Source organism: Bradyrhizobium sp. 159 (assembly GCF_023073795.1).
In the GTDB taxonomy this organism is placed as follows: domain Bacteria; phylum Pseudomonadota; class Alphaproteobacteria; order Rhizobiales; family Xanthobacteraceae; genus Bradyrhizobium.
Window position 1 is genome coordinate 70619 of sequence record NZ_JADPKE010000043.1, and the last position, 22378, is coordinate 92996.

At 63.4% G+C, this 22378-nt stretch carries 18 protein-coding genes; 7 read left to right on the forward strand and 11 right to left on the reverse strand.

Going from position 1 to position 22378, the window contains the following annotated elements; translation table 11 throughout:
- Positions 1–2 precede the first annotated feature (2 nt).
- Positions 3–1043, reverse strand: a complete 1041-nt coding sequence (locus tag IVA96_RS11600; RefSeq protein ID WP_247417218.1) for a branched-chain amino acid ABC transporter permease — start codon at positions 1041–1043, stop codon at positions 3–5.
- A gap of 177 nt (positions 1044–1220) precedes the next feature.
- Between IVA96_RS11600 and IVA96_RS11605 the strand changes: the two genes are divergently transcribed.
- Positions 1221–1742 carry a MarR family transcriptional regulator gene (locus IVA96_RS11605; RefSeq protein WP_247277880.1) on the forward strand — a complete coding sequence of 174 codons (522 nt, stop codon included), beginning with the start codon at positions 1221–1223 and terminating at the stop codon, positions 1740–1742.
- Positions 1743–1998: 256 nt separating this feature from the next.
- Here the strand turns inward: IVA96_RS11605 and IVA96_RS11610 are convergent, their stop codons facing one another.
- The 10 genes from IVA96_RS11610 to IVA96_RS11655 form a co-directional block, all read right to left on the reverse strand.
- Positions 1999–3282 carry a glycerate kinase gene (locus IVA96_RS11610; protein WP_247277879.1) on the reverse strand — a complete coding sequence of 428 codons (1284 nt, stop codon included), beginning with the start codon at positions 3280–3282 and terminating at the stop codon, positions 1999–2001.
- Positions 3283–3478: 196 nt separating this feature from the next.
- Complete coding sequence (locus tag IVA96_RS11615; RefSeq protein ID WP_247277878.1) at positions 3479–4708, reverse strand: ABC transporter substrate-binding protein; 1230 nt, start codon at positions 4706–4708, stop codon at positions 3479–3481.
- Between the two features lie 176 nt (positions 4709–4884).
- Positions 4885–6114, reverse strand: coding sequence for an ABC transporter substrate-binding protein (locus IVA96_RS11620; RefSeq protein ID WP_247277877.1), 1230 nt, complete (start codon positions 6112–6114; stop codon positions 4885–4887).
- A 256-nt stretch (positions 6115–6370) separates the two neighbouring features.
- Positions 6371–7597 carry an ABC transporter substrate-binding protein gene (locus IVA96_RS11625; protein ID WP_247277876.1) on the reverse strand — a complete coding sequence of 409 codons (1227 nt, stop codon included), beginning with the start codon at positions 7595–7597 and terminating at the stop codon, positions 6371–6373.
- Between the two features lie 122 nt (positions 7598–7719).
- Positions 7720–8955 carry an ABC transporter substrate-binding protein gene (locus IVA96_RS11630; RefSeq protein WP_247277875.1) on the reverse strand — a complete coding sequence of 412 codons (1236 nt, stop codon included), beginning with the start codon at positions 8953–8955 and terminating at the stop codon, positions 7720–7722.
- 42 nt (positions 8956–8997) lie between these two features.
- A complete protein-coding gene (locus IVA96_RS11635) occupies positions 8998–10014 on the reverse strand; it encodes a branched-chain amino acid ABC transporter permease (RefSeq protein WP_247417227.1) in 1017 nt (338 codons plus the stop codon).
- Positions 10015–10016: 2 nt separating this feature from the next.
- Complete coding sequence (locus tag IVA96_RS11640) at positions 10017–10895, reverse strand: branched-chain amino acid ABC transporter permease (protein ID WP_247277873.1); 879 nt, start codon at positions 10893–10895, stop codon at positions 10017–10019.
- A gap of 218 nt (positions 10896–11113) precedes the next feature.
- Positions 11114–11827: an ABC transporter ATP-binding protein gene (locus IVA96_RS11645; protein ID WP_247277872.1), complete on the reverse strand. Its 714-nt coding sequence runs from the start codon at positions 11825–11827 to the stop codon at positions 11114–11116.
- Complete coding sequence (locus IVA96_RS11650) at positions 11824–12621, reverse strand: ABC transporter ATP-binding protein (protein WP_247277871.1); 798 nt, start codon at positions 12619–12621, stop codon at positions 11824–11826. The genes IVA96_RS11645 and IVA96_RS11650 overlap by 4 nt, the downstream gene beginning before the upstream one ends.
- A gap of 66 nt (positions 12622–12687) precedes the next feature.
- Positions 12688–13554, reverse strand: coding sequence for an IclR family transcriptional regulator (locus IVA96_RS11655; RefSeq protein ID WP_247277870.1), 867 nt, complete (start codon positions 13552–13554; stop codon positions 12688–12690).
- 128 nt (positions 13555–13682) lie between these two features.
- On the opposite strand from IVA96_RS11655, the gene IVA96_RS11660 reads away from it, so the two are divergent.
- From IVA96_RS11660 to IVA96_RS11685, 6 genes are all read left to right on the forward strand, one after another.
- On the forward strand, positions 13683–15779 hold the full coding sequence (locus IVA96_RS11660) for a 3-hydroxyacyl-CoA dehydrogenase NAD-binding domain-containing protein (protein ID WP_247277869.1): 2097 nt from the start codon (positions 13683–13685) through the stop codon (positions 15777–15779).
- Positions 15780–15904: 125 nt separating this feature from the next.
- Complete coding sequence (gene pimA, locus IVA96_RS11665; RefSeq protein WP_247277868.1) at positions 15905–17587, forward strand: dicarboxylate--CoA ligase PimA; 1683 nt, start codon at positions 15905–15907, stop codon at positions 17585–17587.
- Positions 17584–18771 carry an acetyl-CoA C-acyltransferase gene (locus tag IVA96_RS11670; protein ID WP_247417234.1) on the forward strand — a complete coding sequence of 396 codons (1188 nt, stop codon included), beginning with the start codon at positions 17584–17586 and terminating at the stop codon, positions 18769–18771. Before pimA ends, IVA96_RS11670 begins: the two co-directional genes overlap by 4 nt.
- A gap of 52 nt (positions 18772–18823) precedes the next feature.
- A complete protein-coding gene (gene pimC / locus IVA96_RS11675) occupies positions 18824–20014 on the forward strand; it encodes a pimeloyl-CoA dehydrogenase large subunit (RefSeq protein WP_247277866.1) in 1191 nt (396 codons plus the stop codon).
- 132 nt (positions 20015–20146) lie between these two features.
- Positions 20147–21289 carry a pimeloyl-CoA dehydrogenase small subunit gene (gene pimD, locus IVA96_RS11680; protein WP_247277865.1) on the forward strand — a complete coding sequence of 381 codons (1143 nt, stop codon included), beginning with the start codon at positions 20147–20149 and terminating at the stop codon, positions 21287–21289.
- 146 nt (positions 21290–21435) lie between these two features.
- Positions 21436–22209: an SDR family oxidoreductase gene (locus tag IVA96_RS11685; protein WP_247277864.1), complete on the forward strand. Its 774-nt coding sequence runs from the start codon at positions 21436–21438 to the stop codon at positions 22207–22209.
- Positions 22210–22378 lie beyond the last annotated feature (169 nt).

Below are 22378 nucleotides of genomic sequence, written 5' to 3' on the forward strand. Positions count from 1 at the left end.
CGTCAGTCCTTCTCTTCCTCGACCGCGGGCGCGGCGAGCGAGCGCAGCAGCAGCACCGGGATCAAGAGCATGAAAACGATCACCTCCTTGTAGTTGGAAGCATAGAAGGACGAGAACGCCTCGACGATGCCGACGACCAGCGCCGCGACGGCCGTCAAGGGGTAGCTGACGAGGCCGCCGATGATCGCGGCGACGAAGCCCTTCAGGCCGATCAGGAAGCCGGAGTCGTAGTAGAGCGTCGTGATCGGCACGATCAGGATGCCCGACAGCGCGCCGATGACGGACGCCAGCAGGAAGGCGATCTGCCCTGACAGCGTGGTGCGGATGCCGGCGAGCCGTGCCCCTAACCGGTTGACGGCGGTGGCGCGCAGCGCCTTGCCGTAGAGTGTCAGCCCGAAGAACAGCCAGAGACCGATGATGAAGGCAATGGTGATGGCGTAGACGGTGATGCTCTGGCCGGTGAAGCGCAGCGCGCCCGCGGTGAAGGCGCCGGACAGCACCGCCGGTCCGCGCTGGCCTTCGGCGCCGAAGAACAAAAGGCCCAGCCCCTGGAGCGCGAGGTGTACGCCCACCGATGCGATCAGCAGCACCAGCACGGAGGTGTGCGCCAGCGGTTGGAAGGCGATCCGGTAAAGATACAGGCCGATCATCGCCACGATCATCAGCGATAGCGCGATGCAGATTGCCACCGGCGGTTTCTGGGCGGCGAAGTAAACGGTCAGCGCCAGCACGATCGCCGGCAGCACGATGTTGGCAACGATGCTGCGCAGGATCAGCCGCCCGTGCAGCGCCTTGCGCGCCACGAACAGATCGAAGACGAAGGCGCCGATGCCCAGCGCCAGCGCGAGTTTTGCCGTGCCCGGCATCTGGCCCGCCGCCAGCGAGGCATAGGTCAGCGCGCCATAGGTGACGAATTCGCCCTGGGGAATGAGGATGACGCGGGTGACGGCGAACACCAGCACCAGCGCCAGGCCGAGCAGCGCATAGATCGCGCCATTAGTGATGCCGTCCTGCACCAGGAACAGCATGATGGTGGTATTCAAGACCGGACGCTCCCCCTAAAGATTACGGACCGGTCCCCCCATTGTGGTGGACGGTCCGCTCACAGCCATTGAAAAACGCTGGCGATATTTGATATGGTCCATAACAATTATCAAATATAATCTCAAGCGTGGCGCGGGCGATCGGGCCGAATTTAGCGGGATTACGAGCAAGAGGCGATGACCGTTTCCAAAACTGCCGAAAAGTCCTCCGAAAAGCCGGCCGACATGGCCAAGGGCCGCAAGGACGCGGCCGAGGCTCAGCCCGAGGCGCTCCAGCTCGGCGAGCTCTCGGAGCAGCTTGGCTACGTCTTGAAGCGGGCACAGCTCAAGGTGTTCGAGAATTTTTTGCGTTGCATGGCCACGCTCCAGCTCACGCCGGCGCAATTCTCGGTGCTGCTGCTGGTCGAGAAGAATCCGGGCCGTAACCAGACCGAGATCGCCTCCACCCTCGGCATTCTCCGGCCGAACTTCGTGGCGATGCTCGACAATCTCGAAAGCCGCGACCTTTGCGCGCGGATCCGCTCCACCAACGACCGCCGCTCGCATATCCTGGTCCTGACCGACAAGGGCAAGGCCGTGCTGACCCGCGCCAAGAAGCTCGTTGCCACCAAGCACGAGGCGCGGCTGAACGACCTGCTCGGGCAGGCCAACCGCGAAACCCTGCTCGCGATGCTCGCGAAAATCGCCAACGAGTTTTGAGGGGGCGGGGCCGCGTACCGAGCCGTCTCGTGGCAAGCCCAAGCCACATTCTCCGCTGTCATCGCCCCGGCTTGCCGTCTTCGCTAACGCTTCGCCGGCCCAACACCGAGGAGCCCGGCGAAGCTTTAGCGTAGCCGGGACCGGGCGATCCAGCATTCCAGAGCCGGCGCGGCTAAATCGAGAAGCCGCGGCGTACTGGATTCGCCGAAGGCGAGACCCGGTGGCGGGGAATGACAGCGCAGTGTGGAGAGCGACCTCAATCCACCAGGATCACGCGGATATCGTTCACATTGGTCAGCGTCGGGCCGGGCTGTAGCAGATCGCCGGTCGCCTCGAAGAACGTGGTCGCGTCGTTGTTGTCGAGATAGGCTTCTGGCTTAAGCCCCTGCGCCTTCATCTTGGCGAACGTGGCCGCGTCGATCAGCGCGCCGGCGGGGTCGGTGGGATGGCCGGCGCCGCCATCGGCGCCGTCGGTGTCGCCGGCCAGCGCCGAGATGCCAGCCGCGTCCTTTAAGAGGCCCGCGAGCGCCAGCGCGTATTCCTGGTTCGGTCCGCCGCGCCCGTGGCCGCGCACGGTCACCGTAAGCTCACCGCCGGAGAGGATCGCGACGCGCTTGCCTTGCGCGCGCGCTTGCAGCGCGAGCTTGGCATGATCGGCAGCGACCTCGCGGGCCTCGCCTTCGAGATCGGCGCCGAGGTCGATGGTCTCGTAACCGGACTCGCGCGCCAGCCTCACGGCCGCGTCGAGCGACTGCTTGGGCCGCGCGATCAGCTCGAAATGCGCGCGCGCGAAGGCGGCGTCACCGGGCTTGCAGCTTTCATTGGCGGGATCGTCGAGCGCGCGGCGCACGGCGTCGTCGATGTCGAGCTTGTATTTCGCCACGATCGCTCGTGCATCTGAAAGCGTGGTCGGATCCGGCACGGTCGGGCCGGAGGCGATCGCGGAAGGGTCGTCGTGCGGCACGTCGGAGATCGCCAGCGTGACGATCTCGGCGGCATTTTTGCCGGCACGCGCCAGCCGGCCGCCCTTGATCCGCGACAGATGTTTCCTGACCGTATTCATCTCGCCGATCGGCGCGCCCGAGCGCAGCAGCGCCTTGTTGACCGCCTGCTTCTGCGCGAAGCTGATGCCGTCCACCGGCGCGATCCAGTTCGCCGAGCCGCCGCCGGTGAGTAGCACCAGGAGCAGATCGTCCGGCCCGGCCTCGTCCGCGAGCGCGAGCGTGTCGGCCGCGCCTTTGAGGCCAGCCTCGTCAGGCACGGGATGGCCGGCCTCGACCACTCGGATGCGGCGCGTCGGCACGCCATAGCCATGGCGCGTGGTGGCGATGCCGACGAGGCGCTCCGGCGCGAGCTTCAAGGTGTCGAGATAGTGCCGCTCCGCGGCCGCGGCCATGGCGCCTGCGCCCTTGCCGGCGGCGAGGCAGATCACCCGTCCGTTGGGCGCCGGCCGCAGGTGCGGCGCCAGCACGACGTTGGGATGGGCGGCAGCAACGGCAGCGTCGTAGAGTGCGCGGAGCAGGGGACGGCGGTCGGTCATGACGAAGGCCTTGGGCAGGGTCTCGGGCGAAGCGATGGCGGCGATACCGCCGCTCCCCTGCCTACCGCATCGGGCGCCAAAGCGTAAGCGGGCACTGCCATCATTCGATTATGCAATCGCGTGATCATAATCGGCGCGCAAGCAAAAACCCCTGCGCGAGCCGCGCAGGGGTGTTCTCGTCATCTGTTTCAGAGGGCTAGCCGCCGGCTTCAGCGTTGATCACGTCGCCGAACAGCTCCCAGCGCTCGCCCTTGAAGCGCTGCAGCTGCAGCGAACTGATCGGCGCGAAATCGGTCGGCGAGGTGTTGATCTTGATGCCCGGCAGCAGCACCTCGGTGCGGAAGTCCTTCAGGCTGGCCGCCTGTTTCATGACATTCGCGCGCGTCAGCTCGTCGCCGCAGTTCTTCAGGACCTGGACCAGCGTCTGCGCAACGCCGTAGCCGACGATGGTGCCGCCGTCGGTCTTGTCGCCTTCGGGGAAGTATTTCGTCATGAAATCAAGAAATGCTTTCATCCCGGCGTCGTTGGCCCATTGCGTGTCTGTGGTGTCCTTCAGATAGGCCGCCGAGATGATACCCTGCGCGTTTTCGAAGCCTGCCGGCTTGATCACGCTTCCGACCGAGGCCGAGACGTTGTTGAGGAAGTGGGTCGGTTTCCAGCCGATCTCGGCGTTCTTCTTGATGGCCTGCGCCGCAAATTTCGGCGTGGTGATGTTGACGAAGACATCGGCGCCCGTCGCCTTCAGCTTGACGATGTGATTGTCAATGGTCGGTTCCGACGTCTCGTAGCTTTCCTCGGCTACGATCATGTTCGTGGCCTTCGAACCAAGCCCGTCCTTCAGGCCCTTGAGATAGTCCTTGCCGTAATCGTCGTTCTGAAACAGAACGGCAATCTTCGCGTTCGGCATCTCCTTCAGGATGTACTTCGCGTAGATCTGCGTCTCGCTCTGGTAATTTGGCTGCCAGCCCATCGTCCAGGGGAAGTTCTGCGGATCGTTCCACTTGGTGGCGCCGGTGGCGACGAACAGCTGTGGCACCTTCTTCGAGTTCATGTATTTCTGGATCGCCGAGTTCGGCGGCGTGCCGAGCGAGTTGAAGATGAGCAACACCTCGTCGCTCTCGACCAGCTTGCGCGCCTGCTCCACCGTCTTTGGCGGTGAATAGGCGTCGTCATAGCTGATGAAATTGATCTTGCGGCCGTTGATGCCGCCCTCGTCATTGATCTTCTTGAAATAGGCGGCTTCGGTCCGCCCGATGATGCCATAGGCGGAGGCCGGTCCGCTGTAGGGCATGATGTTGCCGATCTTGATCTCGGTGTCGGTCGCGCCGGTATCGTATTTTTTCTGGGCCGATGCAGTGGAGGCCGAGGTCGCAATGAGCGCGAGCGCCAGTGACGCGGCCGCAAATTTGCCGGTGACAGCGGGCATTCCTATCTCCCTATTTTCTTGGTGTGCGCGTCCTTCTTCTTGGCTTGATTGTTTTGGCGACGCTGCCGCAATTCAATACGATTTGTCCGAGAGCTTCAAGGAAAAGCCCCTGCGGCAAGGCCGCAGAGGCTTCGTCTTTAGTCGATTGGAGTTACATCTTTGGCGACTGGTTAAGGTTAGCCGCCGACGTCGCCGCTCAGGATCTCGCCAAATCGCTCCCAATGCTCGCCCTTGAAGCGGATCAGTTGCAGCTGCGAGAGGGGTGCGAAATCGGTGGGCGAGGTGTTAACCTTGATGCCCGGCAACAGGCCACCCGGCTCATAGTCCTTGATGCTGGCGGCCTGCTTCATGACGTTTTCGCGGGTCAGATTGTCACCGCAGGCCTTGAGCACGTGAACGAGGCCCTGGCTCACGATGTAGGCATACATGACTGAGGCGTCGGCGCGGTTCGCTTCCGGATAGTACTTGTCCAGGAACTCGTTCCAGGCGATCATCGCCGGGTCGCTCTTCCATTGCGCGTCGGTCGGGTCCTTGAAATATTGCGACGAGATGATGTCCTGCGCGTTCTCGAAGCCGGCCGGCTTGATCACGCTGCCGATCGAGCCCGAGACGTTGTTGAGGAAATGCAGCGGCTTCCAGCCGAGCTCGGCGTTCTTCTTGATCGCCTGCGCCGCGAATTTCGGCGTGGTGATGTTCATGAAGACGTCGGCGCCCGAGGCTTTCAGTCTCACGATGTGCGAGTCGATGGTCGGCTCGGAAACCTCATAGCTGTCCTCGATGACGATCATCGAAGCCGCCTTGGCGCCCAGCCCGTCCTTGAAGCCCTTCAGATAGTCCTTGCCGTAATCGTCGTTCTGATAGAGCACCGCGATCTTGGCGTCCGGTTTGTTCTTCAGGATGTATTTGGCGTAGATGATGGTCTCGCTCTGGTAGTTCGGCTGCCAGCCCATCGTCCAGGGAAAGTTCTGCGGATCGTTCCACTTGGTGGCGCCGGTAGCGACGAAGAGTTGAGGCACCTTCTTCTGGTTCATGTATTTCTGGATCGCCGAGTTCGGCGGCGTGCCGAGCGAGTTGAAGATGAGCAGCACCTCGTCGCTCTCGACCAGCTTGCGCGCCTGCTCCACCGTCTTCGGCGGCGAGTAGCCGTCGTCATAGGTGATGAAGTTGATCTTGCGGCCGTTGATGCCGCCTTCGGCGTTGATCTTGCGAAAAAAAGCTTCCTCGGTCTTGCCAATCACACCGTAGGCGGAGGCTGGTCCGCTGTAGGGCATAATGTTGCCGATCTTGATTTCGGTGTCGGATGCACCGGTGTCGTATTTCTTCTGCGCGGACGCTGTCGTGGACAGGGTTGCAGCCAGCACGAGGGCAGCCGAGAAGGCCCCCAATCGCACATGCATTGCAGGCATCTTGATCTCCCTAGGTAGGTTTGAATGTGCCGTGTTCTTGATTGGAAGCGATCGTTGCGCGTCGCTTCGGCACACATTGAATACCCTTCCCGGGCGGCCAGCAAGAGAACGCCCCGCCGGAGCTGTCGCAGCGGGGCGCTCTTTTTTTGAGGGGATGCGAAATATTCCGGCGCGCGAGATGGGATGCGCCGTCAATCAGCTGCGCACAGGTTGTTTTGGAAAGCACAGGCTATTTTGAATTGCCGCGCTACAGCGCTCAGTGTCCGATCTCGCTGGAGAGGATATCGCCGAACAGCTCCCACTTCTTGCCCTTGAAGCGCATCATCTGGAGCTGCTCGATCGGGGCGAAATCGTCCGGCGCGGTGTTGATCTTGATGCCGGGCAGCAGCGTATCGGGTTCGAAATCCTTCAGGCTTGCGGCCTGCTTCATGACGTTCTCGCGGGTGAGATCGTCGCCGCACATTTGCAGCACCTTCACCATGGTCTGCGCGGCGGCATAGCCGAACACCACGCCGGCATCCAGCTTGTTGGCCTTGGGGTTGTACTGGGCGAGGAAGTTGTAGAACTTCTTCATGCCGTCATCGGCGTTCCATTGCGGGTCGGAGCCGTCCTTGGTGTAGCTCGCCGACAGGACGCCTTGCGAGATCTCGAGGCCTGCCGGCTCCAGCACGCCGCCGACCGAGGCCGAAACGTTGGAGATGATCTGCATTGGATGCCAATTGATCTCCGCCGCCTTCTTGATCCCCTGCGCGGCGAATTTCGGGCTGGTGATGCTGATGAAGATGTCGGCGCCGGCAGCCTTCAGTTTCACGACGTGCTCGTCGACCGTCGGGTCCGACGTGTCATAGGCCTCTTCCAGCACGATCATCGAGGCCTTGCTGCCGAGCCCTTCCTTCAGGCCCTTCAGATAGTCCTTGCCGAAATCGTCGTTCTGATAGAGCACGCCTATCTTTCCGTCCGGCTTCTCTTTCATGATGTACTTGGCGTAGATCCGCGCTTCGCTCGTGTAGCTCGGCTGCCAGCCCATGGTCCATGGATATTGCTTGGGATCGTTCCACTTCGAGGCGCCGCTCGCCACGAACAATTGCGGCACCTTTTTCTCGTTCATGTATTTGCGGATTGCACTGTTGGTGGAGGTACCGAGCGAGCCGAAGATCAGCAGCACGCCGTCGTTCTCGACCAGCTTGCGCGCCTGCTCCACCGTCTTCGGCGGCGAATAGGCGTCGTCATAGGAGATGAACTTGATCTTGCGGCCGTTGATGCCACCCTCCGCATTGATCTTGTTGAAATAGGCCTCCTCGGTCTTGCCGATTGCGGCATAGGCGGAGGCGGGGCCGCCATAGGGCATGATGTTGCCGATCTTGATCTCGGTGTCGGACGCGCCCGTGTCGTATTTCTTTTGCGCCAGCGCCTCGCTGCTCATTGCAGTGCACAATGCGAGCGCGGCCGACAGGGCCGCAACCTGAAAACGAACGGCGGTCATGGTTCTCCCACCCCGAGCTGGATCGGCGCCGCATTGAACAAGATTGGCGTCTTCCGTCAACAAAAAGCCCCCGCGATCGTTCGCGGGGGCTCTCTTTAGGGCTCGGCTATCGCGTCAGCGTGTCACTCGGAGGCGACGTCGCCGCTGATGATCTCGCCGAACAGTTCCCACTTCTCACCCTTGAACCGCTGCATCTGAAGCTGCGAAATCGGGGCGAAGTCGGTAGCGCTGGTATTGATCTTGACACCGGGCAGCAGCGTGTCCGGAGCAAAGTCCTTCAACGATGCCGCCTGCTTCATGATGTTGGCGCGGGTCAGATCGTCGCCGCACATTTCCAGCACCTTGGCCAGTGTCGACGCTGCGCCATAGCCATAGACCATGCTGGTGTCCGACTTGTCGGCGCCCGGCATGTACTTGTCGACGAACTCGTTCCACTTCTTCATGCCGGGATCGTTGGCCCACTGCGGATCGGTCGAATCCTTGGCATAGGCGGCAGACAGCACGCCCTGGGCATTCTCGAAGCCGGCCGGCTTCATCACGCTGCCGACCGAGATCGACACGTTGGTGAGGATCTGGAGCGGCTTCCAGCTGAGCTCGGCGGTCTTCTTGATGGTCTGGGCTGCGAACTTCGGCGTGGTGTAGATCAGCAGCACGTCGGGATTGGCGGCCTTGATCTTGACGATATGGCCGTCGATCGACGGCTCGGAGACCTCGTAGCTCTCTTCCATGATGATCATGGACGAGGCCTTGGCGCCGAGTCCGTCCTTGGTGCCCTTGAGGTAGTCTTTGCCGAAATCGTCGTTCTGGTACAGGATCGCGACCTTGGCGTCCGGCTTCTCCTTCATCAGCCATTTCGCGTAGATCTGCGCTTCGCTCTGGTAGGAGGGCTGCCAGCCCATGGTCCAGGGGAAGTTCTTCGGATCGTTCCACTTGGTGGCGCCGGTTGCGACGAACAGTTGCGGGATCTTCTTGGCGTTGAGATATTTCTGAATCGCCGTGTTCGAGGGCGTGCCGAGCGGATTGAAAACCACCAGCACCTCGTCGCTCTCGACCAGCTTGCGCACCTGCTCGACAGCCTTCGGCGGCGAATAGCCGTCGTCATAGGTGACGAAGTTGATCTTGCGGCCGTTGATGCCGCCCTTGTCGTTGATCATCCTGAAATAGGCTTCTTCGGTCTTGCCGATGATGCCATAGGCCGACGCCGGACCGCTGTACGGCATAATATTGCCGATCTTGATCTCGGTATCGGACGCGCCGGTGTCGTATTTCTTTTGGGCGAGTGCAGCGCCGGAGGTGAGGGCAATGGCCGCCGTTGCCGTGACCAGCGCGGCGGCTCGCAGTGTTCTTCCAAAATGCAATTCGTTCTCCTTGGTTAAAACGACAGGCTTGACGAGAGGGATTCAGTTCTTTCTGAGCTTGCCGGCGAGTTGCTGGCCCAGAATCGCGACCTGCCTTGCGCCATGCGGCACGAGGTAGATGACGAGGAACAGGAGCACGCCGAATACCGCGCCTGAGAGGCCCTTGGAGATGCCCTCCGCGATGTTCGGCACGAAGATGATGAAGGCCGCGCCGACGATCGAGCCGGGCAGCCAGCCGACGCCGCCGACGACCATGCCGAGGAACAGCGAGATCGCGAGCGTGATGGTGTAGCTGTCGGGCGCCACGAACTGCACGGCGATGGCGCCGAGTGAGCCGGCGATACCGGTGATGGCCGCGGAGACGCCGAAGGCCAGCGTTTTGTAGAGCGCGACGTCCACGCCCATGGCGGAGGCCGCGATCTCGTTGTCGCGGATCGCCATGAAGGCGCGGCCCGAGCGGGAGCGCAACAGGTTCACCGCGAAGATGTAGATCGCGATCGTGACCACGAGCGTGAAGTAGTACAGCCACATGTCCTGCGACATCGGCAGGCCGAACGGCGCGTCCGGCTTGGTGACGACGAGGCCCTGCACGCCGCCGGTCCAGTGCTCGAGGAAGTTCAGCTTCAGAAGCTGCGGCATCGCGGTCGCGAGCGCGAAGGTTGCGAGCGCGAGATAGACCCCGGAAAGCCGCAGCGCCGGCTGCCCGAACAGGAAGCCGAAGGCGAAGCAGACCACGCCGGCAATCGGCAAGGTCAGCGCATAATTGACGTTGAAGTGCTCCATCAGCACTGCGGTCGTGTAGGCGCCGACGGCGTAGAACGCGCTCTGGCCGAGCGAGAACTGGCCCGAGCCGCCGGTCAGGATGTTCAGTGCCAGCACCGCAAGTCCGTAGATCAGGAGCATCGTCATCTGGAAGATGATGAAGTTCTTGACGAAGACGGGCGCGATGAGCAACGCCGCGAGCACCACCAGCGAGGTGCCGGTGCCCAGCGTCATGGCCCGTTTCGGAACGGCCTCGACGGCAGGGGCTTCCGTTACGACATCTTCAACTGCGCTCATGATCAAACTCGCTTGACGATGTGCCGGCCGAACAGGCCAGCGGGTTTGACGACCAGGACGGAGATGATCAGCGCGAGCGCGATCGGAAGCTTTAGCTCGTTGCCGACGCCGGGAATGTAGGTGCCGGCGAGATTCTCGAAGACACCGACCAGGAAGCCGCCGACCACGGCGCCGAACGGGCTGGTCAGCCCGCCGAGCACCGCCGCGGCGAAGCCGTAGATCAGCACGCCGCCCATCATGTTGGGCTCCAGGAACACGACCGGGGCGATCAGCATGCCGGCGATCGAGCCGATCGCCGAGGCCATGCCCCAGCCCAGTGCGATCATCCAGGAGGTGTTGATGCCGACGAGGCGCGCCGATTCAGGCACCGAGGCGGCAGCGCGCATGGCAAGGCCGATCCGCGTGTACTGGAAGAAGAAATAGAGCCCCAGCAGCAGCAGCACGGTGACGCCGATCATGCCGGCCTGGTGGGTCGAGATCAGCTGGCTGCCGAGGAACGGGGCGGAGCCGAACGGGGTCGGGTACTGCTTGATCGTGAAGTCCCAAATCAGGCCGGCCGAGGAGTTGATGATCGCGAACAGCGCGATGAAGCCGGCGACGTTGGTCAGCACCGGCGCCTTCGCCAGAGGCTTGAACAGGATGCGTTCGATCGCGATGCCGCCGATGAACGAGAAGATCAGCGTGATCAGAAAGGCACCCCAATAGGGCACGCCCCATTGCATCAGTTGCCAGGAGATGAACGTCGAGAACATCGCCATCTCGCCTTGCGCGAAGTTGAGATGGTCGATGGCCTGGTAGATCATGACAACGGCCAGCGCCATGCAGGCATAGATGGCACCGGTGGCGATGCCGGCCAGGACCTGGTTGGTAAAAAGCTCCATCGTCCCGGCTCCTTAAAGCTTGCTCAATTTGGATTGAGATGCTGCGGCATCAAAGCTCCACCTCTCCCGTTGGGAGAGGTCGCGCGGTTGGCGCGGGTGAAGGGTTAAGGTCTTTCGGGGAAGCTGCGCCCCCTCATCCGGATTGCTTCGCAATCCGACCTCTCTCCGTTGGGGAGAGGTGTACCCAGAGCGATACATTGTTGCCATCATCCGCTCCCTCAGTAACCCAGATAGGATTTGCGGATTTCTTCGTTGTTCGCGATGTCTTTCGCTTTGCCCGACATCACGATGCGGCCGGTCTCGATCACATAGGCCTGGTCGGCGAGTTCGAGCGCGAGCTGGGCGTTCTGCTCGACCACCAGGATCGACACTTTGTCCTCGCGGTTGATCTTGCCGAGGATGCCGAACAAATCGCGCACCACGAGCGGCGCGAGACCGAAGGAGGGCTCGTCCAGCAGCATCAGCCGCGGCCGCAGCATCAGCGCGCGGGCGACCGCGAGCATCTGCTGTTCGCCGCCGGAGAGCGTGCCGGCCTGCTGGGTGTGCCGCTGCTTCAGCACCGGGAAATGCGCGTACATGCGCTCGATGTCGGAGACGATGCCGGCGCTGTCCTTGCGGGTGATGGCGCCGAGCTGGAGGTTCTCCTCCACCGTCATGTTGGTGAAGGTGCCGCGGCCCTGCGGCACATGGGCAATGCCGAACCGCACGATGCTCTCGGTGGAGCGGTTGTTCAGCGGCTTGCCGTCGAACTCGATGCCGCCGGTCGAGCGCACCATGTTGCAGATCGCGCGCAGCGTCGTGGTCTTGCCGGCGCCGTTGGCCCCTAACAGCGTCACGAGCGAGCCTTCGTTCAGCGAGAAGGACAGGCCATGGAGCGCCTGGACCTGGCCGTAATAGGCACGCAGGTCCTTGACGTTGAGCAGCGTCGTCATTGGTCCTTGCTCCCGAGATAGGCCTTGATGACGTCGGGGTCCGCCTGCACCTGGGCGGGCGTGCCTTCCGCGAGCTTCTTGCCGAAATTGAGCGCGACGACGTGGTCGGCGATCGACATCACGAGACCCATGTGGTGCTCGACCAGGAGCACGGTCATGTGGCGATCGTCGCGGATGCGACGGATGAGGTCGCCGAGCACATGGACTTCCTCGTGATTGAGGCCGCCGGCGGGCTCGTCGAGCAGCAGGATCTTCGGGTCCGCCGCCAGCGCGCGCGCCAGCTCGACGCGCTTCTGCGTGCCGAAGGGCAGGCCGGAAACCACGGTGTGGGCAACGTCCTCAAGATCGAGATAAGCGAGGATTTCGTGCACCTTGTTGTTGACGCTGGTCTCGCTGCGCCGGACCCAGGCCAATCTCAGGGAGTCGCTGATGATGTCGCTGGAGGTCTTTGAATGGGCGCCGACACGGACATTGTCCATCACCGAAAGGTTCGGAAACAGCGCCACGTTCTGGAAGGTGCGGCCAATGCCGATCTCGGCGATCCGGTGCGGCGGCCGCGACAGGATGCTGACGCCCTCCATCAGGATGTCGCCGGACGACGGCTGGTAGAGCCGCGACAGGCAGTTGAAGAGCGTGGTCTTGCCGGCGCCGTTCGGGCCGATCAATCCCAGGATCTGCCCCTTGTGCATGTCGAAGGACACGCCGTTGAGCGCGATGATGCCGCCGAACACGACGCTGACGTCGCGAACCGCGAGCAGGGGCGATGTCCCCTGCGCGAGCTGTGCCTGCGTCATCTCGTCTCGCCCACACCGATCAGTGGGCGAAGGGGCGATGCGAACCGCTCCCGGTGATGACAAAGGCTATCTGAATCCCTCGGCCACACGCGCAACTTTTCCTCCTGATTTCAGCTTTTTGCTGACGTCTTTTTTTGAATGCGGCATCAGACCCCCGAGTGCCGCTTCGATGTTCCTTACCATCGCAAGCAGACGCGGTCCAATGTCGTTGATCAAACGCTCTTCCGTGAAACGGAATGCGGGCGCGCCGCAATTGAATGCGTAGGGTCCGGTTCCGTCGTTGAGCTTGAGCGCGACGCCGGCGGCACCGATGTCGTCGTGCCAGTCGCCGACGGAAATCGCAAAGCCATATTTCGCCACGGTCTCGCCGGAGCGTTCCAACCCGTCGCGCATCTTCGGCCAGCGGCTGCCGTAATGCTCGCGCAGCAGACGCGACAGTTCTGCGCGATCGTCGGCATCGAGCGCCCAGAAATAGGCGCGACCCATCGCGCTGGTTGCAATCGGCACGCGGGAGCCGACGTCAAGTTGAACGCCGACGGTCTCGCTGCCCCGGCTCTGCCCGAAATAGATCATGCTGTGGCGGTCGCGGCCGCCGACGGCGACCGCGCCGCCGGTCGCGCGCATCACTTCCTCGCGGAACGGTTCGGACAAATGCCGAACACCGAGATTGGCGAGCGCCGCATAGCCAAGCGACATCGCGGCCGGTGTGAGCTGGTACTTCTCGAAGCGGGGAACCGGCGCAAGATAACCGAGCTTCGTCAAGGTGTAGGTCAGGCGTGACACGGTCGGCTTCGGCAGATTTGTCCGCGCCGCGATCTCCTGATTGCCGAGAAGGCCGTCATTGGGTTCGAATGCGCGCAATACGTCCAGTCCGCGGGAAAGCGCGACGACGAAATTCCGGTCGGTCGCAGTCTTCTTTCCTGTACGCTTCATCCCTGATCTGCTTCTTGCGCGGAGTCGTTGACAACGTCCGTGCTTCAAAATAACCCTGCCGTCAAGATGCGGAATTAAATTCCGCACCGCGAAATCGAACAAAGTTAATCCCACCAAGGAGGGACACCGTGAGCGAAGTGGTCAAGCTTGAGCGTCATGACGAAGTCGGCATCGTCACGGTCGACAGCCCTCCAGTCAATGCGCTGAGTGCCGCGGTCCGCAGCGGCATTTTGGAGTGCGTCAAGGCTGCAATCGCCGATCCCGGCATCAAGGGCATCGTGCTGACCTGTGCCGGCCGCACCTTCATTGCGGGTGCCGACATCACCGAATTCGGCAAGCCGCCGAAGCCGCCCGCCCTCAACGACGTGCTGTCCGAGATCGAGAACTCGCCGAAGCCGATCGTCGCCGCGATCCATGGCACCGCGCTCGGCGGTGGCCTCGAGGTCGCGCTCGCCTGTCATTACCGCGTCGCGGTGAAAGAGGCCAAGCTCGGCCTGCCCGAGGTGAAGCTCGGCCTGTTGCCGGGCGCGGGCGGCACCCAGCGCCTGCCGCGCGCGGTCGGTCCCGAGCTCGCGGTCAAGATGATCGTCGGCGGCGATCCCATTGGCGCAGCGGAGGCGCTGAAGAACGGGTTGATCGAGGAGATCATCGAGGGCCCGGCGTCGGGCGGCGAAGCCTTCGTCCGCAAGCTGCTGGCCGAGAAGCGTCCGCTGCGGCGCCTGCGCGATGACGATTCCAAGCTCGCGGCCGCCAAGGCCGATCGTTCCATCTTCACCAATGCGGTCGCGGCCATGACCAAGAAGTCGCGCGGCCTGGAAGCGCCGTTCGCAGCGGCCGACGCCGTCGGCTACGCCATCGACCTGCCGTTCGACGAGGGCCTAAAGAAGGAGCGCGAAGGCTTCCTCAAGCTCGTCGCCAGCGACCAGTCCAAGGCGCAGCGCTATGCCTTTTTCGCCGAGCGCGAAGCCGCCAAGATCGCGGGGATCCCTGAAGGCACCAAGCCGCGCCCGGTCAACCGTGTCGCCATCCTCGGCGCCGGTACCATGGGCGGCGGCATTGCGATGTCGTTTGCCAATGCGGGCATTCCCGTCACCCTGATTGAGACCGGGGAAGAGCAGCTCAAGCGCGGCATGGGCGTCATGCAAAAGAACTGGGAAGCGACCGCGGCACGCGGCGGCATCCCGGCCGATGCGCCTGCCAAGCGCATGGCGCTGATCAACGGCAAGGTCGGGATCGAGAACGTCGGCGATGCCGACCTCGTCATCGAGGCCGTGTTCGAGACCATGGCGGTGAAGAAGGAAGTGTTCGGCAAGCTCGACCAGTTCGCCAAGCCCGGCGCGGTGCTCGCCTCCAACACCTCGTATCTCAACATCGACGAGATCGCGAAGTCGACCAAGCGTCCGCAGGACGTTCTCGGGATGCACTTCTTCTCGCCGGCCAACGTCATGAAGCTGTGCGAGATCGTGCGCGCCGAGAAGACCGCGCCCGATGCGCTGGTCACCGCTGTCAATATCGCACGCAAGATCGCAAAGGTGCCGGCCGTGGTCGGCGTGTGCGACGGCTTCGTCGGCAACCGCATGCTGGCGCAGCGCGGCAAGCAGTCCGAGAAGCTGCTGTTCGAAGGCGCTTTGCCGCAGCAGGTCGATGCCGTCGTGACCAAGTTCGGCATGCCGATGGGACCGTTCGCGATGGGCGATCTCGCCGGCCTCGACATCGGCTGGCGCTCGCGGAAAGATCGCGGCATCAAGTCGGAGATCGCGGATGCGCTCTGCGAAGCCGGCCGCTTCGGCCAGAAGACCGGCAAGGGCTACTACAAGTATGAAGGCGGCAGCCGCGCGCCGCTGCCCGATCCCGAGGTCGAGAAGCTGATCGACGAGACACTGGCCCGTCTCGGCCGCAAGAAGCGTGTCGTCAGCGACGAGGAGATCCTCGAGCGCATGATGTATCCGATGATCAACGAGGGCGCGAAGATCCTCGAAGAGGGCATTGCGGTACGCCCCTCCGACATCGACGTGGTCTGGCTCTACGGCTATGGCTGGCCGATCTACCGCGGCGGCCCGATGTTCTGGGCCGACAGCGTCGGCCTCAAGCACATCGCCGACCGCTTGTCGTTCTACGCCAAAGAGACCAACGACCCGAGCCTTGAGCCCGCGCCGCTCCTGAAGAAGCTCGCGGATGAGGGCAAGACGTTCGCGTCGCTGGCGGCTGCGTCGAAGGCGGCTTGATGGAGCTTCGCGCTCCAATTCTCAGTCATTCCGGGGCGCCCGCAGGGCGAACCCGGAACCTCAAGATTCCGGGTTCGATGCTTCGCATCGGCCCGGAATGACGCTTTGTTGGACTTGAGACCTTAATGACCCATCCCGGCGAACAGTTTTATCCCGAGGGCGTGCATTGGGACGACACCATCGTCCAGGGTACGCTGCCCGACCTGCTGTCGCAGGCCGCCGCCGATTACGGCGCGCGCACCGCGATCGAGTTTCGCGACCGACCCATCACTTATAGCGCGCTTGCCGCGATGGCCGAGCGTGCCGCCGCGGCCTTCCTGCGCGCCGGCTGTGGCAGGAACAGCTCGGTCGCACTGTTCCTCGGCAACACGCCCGATCATCCCGTCAATTTCTTCGGTGCGCTCAAGGCCGGCGCCCGCGTCGCGCATCTGTCGCCGCTCGACGGCGAGATCGCGCTGACCCACAAGGTCGCCGATTCCGGCTCGCGCCTGCTCGTCACCTCCAACCTTGCCGCGCTGCTGCCGACCGCGCTGAAATTTCTGGAGAAGGGGCTGATCGATCGCCTCGTCGTCTGCGAGGACGACGATTGGGGCAAGGTCGGCACGCCGCAGGCGGCGATCCCCGATGATCCCCGTATCGTCACGTTCGAAGCCTTCGTCGAAGGCGCGGCCGCGCCGGCCGAGTGGCCGAACGTGACGGCCGATGACGTCGCGCTGCTGCAATATACCGGCGGCACGACCGGCCTGCCCAAGGGTGCGATGCTGACGCACGGCAACCTCACCGCGGCGGTGTCGATCTACGACGTCTGGGGCAAGCCGGCGCGCGCCGCGCGCGGCGATGTCGTCGAGCGCGTGATCTGCGTGCTGCCGCTGTTTCACATCTATGCCCTCACCGTCGTGCTCTTGTCCTCGCTTCGCCGCGGCAATCTGATTTCGCTGCATCAGCGCTTCGATGTCGAAGCGGTGATGCGCGACATTGAGATCAAGCGCGCGACGTACTTTCCGGGCGTGCCGACGATGTGGATCGCGATTGCGGCGCTGCCCGACCTCGACAAGCGCGACTTCTCCTCGCTTGCCACCATCGGCTCTGGCGGTGCACCGCTGCCGGTGGAGATCGCGAGCTTCTTCGAGCGCAAGGTCGGCAAGAAGCTGCGCAGCGGCTGGGGCATGACCGAGACCTGCTCGCCCGGCACCGGTCATCCGCCTGTTGGCCCCGACAAGCCCGGTTCGATCGGTCTGATGCTGCCCGGCATCGAGCTCGACGTGGTCGCGCTGGACGATCCGAGACGCGTGCTGCCGCCGGGCGAGGTCGGCGAGATCCGCATCAAGGGCCCGAACGTCACGAAGGGTTATTGGAACAAGCCGGAGGGGTCCGCGGAGGCCTTCGTCGACGGCCGTTTCCTCACCGGCGACATCGGCTACATGGATCAGGACGGCTATTTCTTCCTGGTCGATCGCAAGAAGGACATGATCATCTCCGGCGGCTTCAACGTCTATCCGCAGATGATCGAGCAGGCGATCTACACCGTCCCCGGTGTGCACGAGGTGATCGTGCTCGGCATTCCCGATCCCTATCGTGGCGAGGCCGCCAAGGCCTTTATCAAGCTGAAGCCGGAGGCAAAACCGTTCTCGCTCGACGAGCTGCGCACCCAGCTCGCTGGCAAGCTCGGCAAGCATGAATTGCCGGCCGCAGTCGAGTTCGTCGACGATCTGCCGCGCACGCCGGTCGGAAAATTGTCGCGCCACGAATTGCGCCAGCAGCAGAAATCGTCACAATCCATCAAAACCGCATCAGGAGGTCGTTCTTGACCGACGCCGTTATCGTTTCCACCGCCCGCACGCCGATCGGCAAGGCCTATCGCGGCGCGCTCAACGCCACCGAGGGCGCGACCCTGCTCGGCCACGCCATCGGCGAGGCCGTCGCCCGCGCCAAGGTCGATCCCAAGGAGGTCGAGGACGTCGTGATGGGTGCAGCCCTCCAGCAGGGCGCGACCGGCGGCAACATCGCGCGCAAGGCGCTGCTGCGCGCCGGCCTTCCCGTCACCGTCGCCGGCACCACCATCGGCCGGCAATGCGCTTCGGGCCTGCAGGCGATCGCGCTCGCCGCGCGCTCGGTGATCTTCGACGGCGTCGAGATCGCGGTCGGCGGCGGCGGCGAGTCGATCAGCCTCGTGCAGAACGACAAGATGAACGGCTTCCACGCCCAGGATCCGGCGCTGCTCAAGATCAAGGGCGAGGTCTACATGCCCATGATCGACACGGCCGAGGTCGTCGCCACGCGCTACGGCATCTCGCGCGAACGCCAGGACGAATATTCGCTGGAGAGCCAGCGCCGCACCGCGGCCGCGCAGCAGGGCGGCAAGTTCAAGGACGAACTCGCGCCGATCACCACGCAGATGGCGGTTACCGACAAGGCGACCGGTACGGTCTCGATGAAAGAAGTCACGCTGTCGCAGGACGAAGGTCCGCGTCCGGAGACCACCGCTGAAGGCCTCGCCGGCCTCAAGCCGGTGCGCGGTGACGGTTTCACCATCACCGCCGGCAATGCCAGCCAGCTTTCCGACGGCGCCAGCGCCTCCGTCATCATGAGCGACAAGGAAGCGGCCAAGCGCGGCCTCAAGCCGCTCGGCATCTTCCGCGGCTTCGTCTCCGCCGGCTGCGAGCCGGACGAGATGGGTATCGGCCCGGTTTTCGCCGTGCCGCGCCTGCTCAAGCGTCACAATCTCACGGTTGACGACATCGGCCTGTGGGAGCTCAACGAGGCCTTCGCGGTGCAGGTGCTGTATTGCCGCGACAAGCTCGGCATCGACCCCGACAAGATCAACGTCAATGGCGGCGCGATCTCGGTCGGCCATCCCTACGGCATGTCGGGCGCGCGCCTCACCGGCCACGCTCTGATCGAAGGCCGCCGCCGCAAGGCGAAGTACGCGGTCGTCACCATGTGCGTCGGCGGCGGCATGGGCGCGGCGGGACTTTTTGAGGTGTTGCAATAGTTCACCGTCGTCCTGGCTTTCGCCAGGATGACGAAGCTCACAGGAGGATCCGATGGATCTCGCATTCACGAAAGAAGAGCAGGCGTTTCGCGAGGAAGTGCGGCAGTTCTTGCGCGACAACGTGCCGCCGGATACGCGGCGCAAGCTGGTCGAGGGCCGCCACCTCTCGAAGGACGAGATGGTGACATGGTGGCGCATCCTCAACAAGAAGGGCTGGGGCGTCAGCCACTGGCCGAAGGAATATGGCGGCACGGGGTGGACAAGCGTGCAGCACTACATCTTCAACGAGGAGCTGCAGTCCTATCCAGCGCCGCAGCCGCTCGCCTTCGGCGTCAGCATGGTCGGCCCGGTCATCTACACCTTCGGCAACGAGGAGCAGAAGAAGAAGTACCTGCCGCGCATCGCCAATGTCGACGATTGGTGGTGCCAGGGATTTTCGGAGCCCGGCTCCGGCTCCGACCTCGCCTCGCTGAAGACGAAAGCCGAGCGCAAGGGCGACAAATGGATCATCAACGGCCAGAAGACCTGGACCACGCTGGCCCAGCACGCCGACATGATCTTCTGCCTCTGCCGCACCGATCCCGCCGCCAAGAAGCAGATGGGCATCTCCTTCATCGTGTTCTCGATGAAGTCGAAAGGCGTCACCGTGCGTCCGATCCAGACCATCGACGGCGGCGCCGAGGTCAACGAGGTCTTCTTCGACGACGTCGAGGTTCCCTACGAGAACCTGATCGGCGAGGAGAACAAGGGCTGGGACTACGCCAAATTCCTGCTCGGCAATGAGCGCACCGGCATTGCCCGCGTCGGCGTCTCCAAGGAGCGCATCCGCCGCATCAAGGATCTGGCGTCGAAGGTCGAGTCCGGCGGCAAGCCGATCATCCAGGATCCCGCCTTCCGCGAGAAGCTCGCGGCCTGCGAGATCGAGCTGAAGGCGCTGGAGCTGACCCAGCTTCGCGTCGTCGCCGACGAAGGCAAGCACGGCAAGGGCAAGCCCAATCCGGCTTCGTCCGTGCTAAAGATCAAGGGCTCCGAGATCCAGCAGACCACCACCGAGCTGTTGATGGAAGTGATCGGTCCGTTCGCCGCGCCTTACGACGTGCACGGCGACGACGGCTCCAACGAAGCCATGGACTGGACCGCCCAGATCGCACCGAGCTATTTCAACAACCGCAAGGTCTCGATCTACGGCGGCTCCAACGAGATCCAGCGCAACATCATCGCCAAGGCGGTGCTGGGGCTTTAGCGTCATTCCGGGGCGCGCGTCAGCGCGAACCCGGAATCTCGCGCCACAAACTCTGGATTTCCGGGTCCACGCGCTACCGCGCGTGTCCCGGAATGACGAAGCATTAATTCCGGGTACGAGGAACCAAGCAACATGGATTTTGACCTGTCCGAGGAGCAGCGGCTTCTCAAGGAAAGCATCGACGGCCTCTTGACCGATTCCTACGATTTCGAGAGCCGCAAGAAGTATATGAAGGAGAAGGGCGGCTGGAGCAAAACCGTCTGGCTCAAGCTCGCCGAGCAGGGCCTGCTCGGCCTGCCCTTCGCAGAGACCGATGGCGGCTTCGGTGGCGGCGGCGTCGAGACCATGATCGTGATGGAAGCGCTCGGCAAGGCGCTGGTGCTCGAGCCTTATCTCGCCACGGTGGTGATCGGCGGCGGCTTCCTGCGCCATGCCGGCAGCGACGCGCAGAAGGCCGCGCACGTGCCAGGGATCATCGACGGCAGCAAGACGCTGGCGTTCGCCCAGCTCGAGAAGAACTCGCGCTACGATCTGTTCGACGTCACCACGACGGCGAAGAAGAAGAGCGAAGGTTGGGTGATCGACGGCGAGAAGTTCGTCGTGCTCAACGGCGAGAACGCCGATACCCTGATCGTCACCGCGCGCACCAAGGGCGAGCGCCGCGATCATAAGGGCATCGGCGTGTTCCTGGTCCCCGCCAATGCAAAAGGCGTAGCTAAGAAGGGCTATCCGACCCAGGACGGCCTGCATGCTGCCGACGTCACCTTTACCGGCGTCGAAATCGGCGCGGACGCCGTGCTCGGCAACCCCGAGGATTCGCTCGCGCTGATCGAGCGCGTCGTCGACGAGGCGCGCATCGCACTCTGCGCCGAGGCGGTCGGCTTGATGGACGAGTCGCTCAAGACCACGGTCGAGTACATCAAGACGCGAAAGCAGTTTGGCGTTCCGATCGGCTCGTTCCAGTCGCTCCAGCACCGCGCCTCCGACATGTTCGTCGCGGCCGAGCAGGCGCGCTCGATGTCGATGTTCGCGACCATGGCCGGTGATTTCGAGGACGCCAGGGAGCGCAGCAATGCGATCGCCGCGGCCAAGGTGCAGATCGGCAAGTCGGCCAAATTCGTCGGCCAGCAGTCGATCCAGCTCCACGGCGGCATCGGCATGACCATGGAGGCGAAGATCGGCCACTATTTCAAGCGCCTCACCATGATCGAGAATACCTTTGGCGACACCGACTACCACCAGCGCCGTGTCGCGGAGACGGGCGGATTGATCTAGTCATACGACGCCTGTCGTCCCCCGCGAAGGCGAGGGGCCCAGTCCACCGCGGCTTCTCGATTCCAGCCGCGCCGTCTCTGGAATACTGGATCGCCCGCCTTCGCGGGCGATGACACTGAGTATGCGGCCATAGCGGAGCCCAACAAATGAAAAACACCCCGTTCGATCTCACCGGCAAGGTCGCCGTCGTCACCGGCTCCAGCCGCGGCATCGGCCGCTCCTCCGCCGAGCTGCTGGCAAAATTAGGAGCCAAGGTCGTGGTCTCCTCGCGCAAGGCGGATGCCTGCAAGGAGGTCGCCGATGGCATCATTGCCGCCGGCGGCGATGCCATCGTCATTCCCTGCAACATCGCGCGCAAGAACGAGGTCGAGGCGCTGATCTCGGGCGCAACGAAGCACTACGGCAAGGTCGACATCCTCGTCTGCAACGCCGCAGTGAACCCCTATTACGGCCCGCTGCTCGACATCACCGACGAAGCCTTCGACAAGATCATGGGCTCGAACGTCAAGAGCAACATCTGGCTCTCCGCGCTCGCGATCCCTGAGATGGCCGAGCGCGGCAATGGCTCCGTCATCATCATCTCCTCGATCGGCGGCTTGCGCGGCTCCACCGTGATCGGCGCCTACGGCATCTCGAAAGCCGCCGACTTCGCGCTGTGCCGCTCGCTCGCCGGCGAATGGGGCCCCAAAGGCGTTCGCGTCAACTGCATCGCGCCCGGACTCGTCAAGACCGATTTCGCCCGCGCGCTCTGGGAAGACGAAGCCAATCTGAAGCGCCGCACCGCCACCACGCCGCTCCGCCGCATCGGCGAACCCGACGAAATCGCCGGTGCCGTCGCCTACCTCGCCTCCGACGCATCGAGCTTCATGACCGGCCAGACCATCGTCATCGACGGCGGCGTCACCACGGCAGCGGTGTAGCCGGCGAAACTACGTTCAGTTGCATCGAGGCGCGGCTTCTCTTACCCTCCCCTGGAGGGGGAGGGTCGCTGCGCGGTCCAAACCGGCTACATGGGTAACAGACTAGACCGGCGACATGGGTAACAGGTCAACTATTCGGCAAGGAGGGCTTGCCGATGGCTTGGAAGGA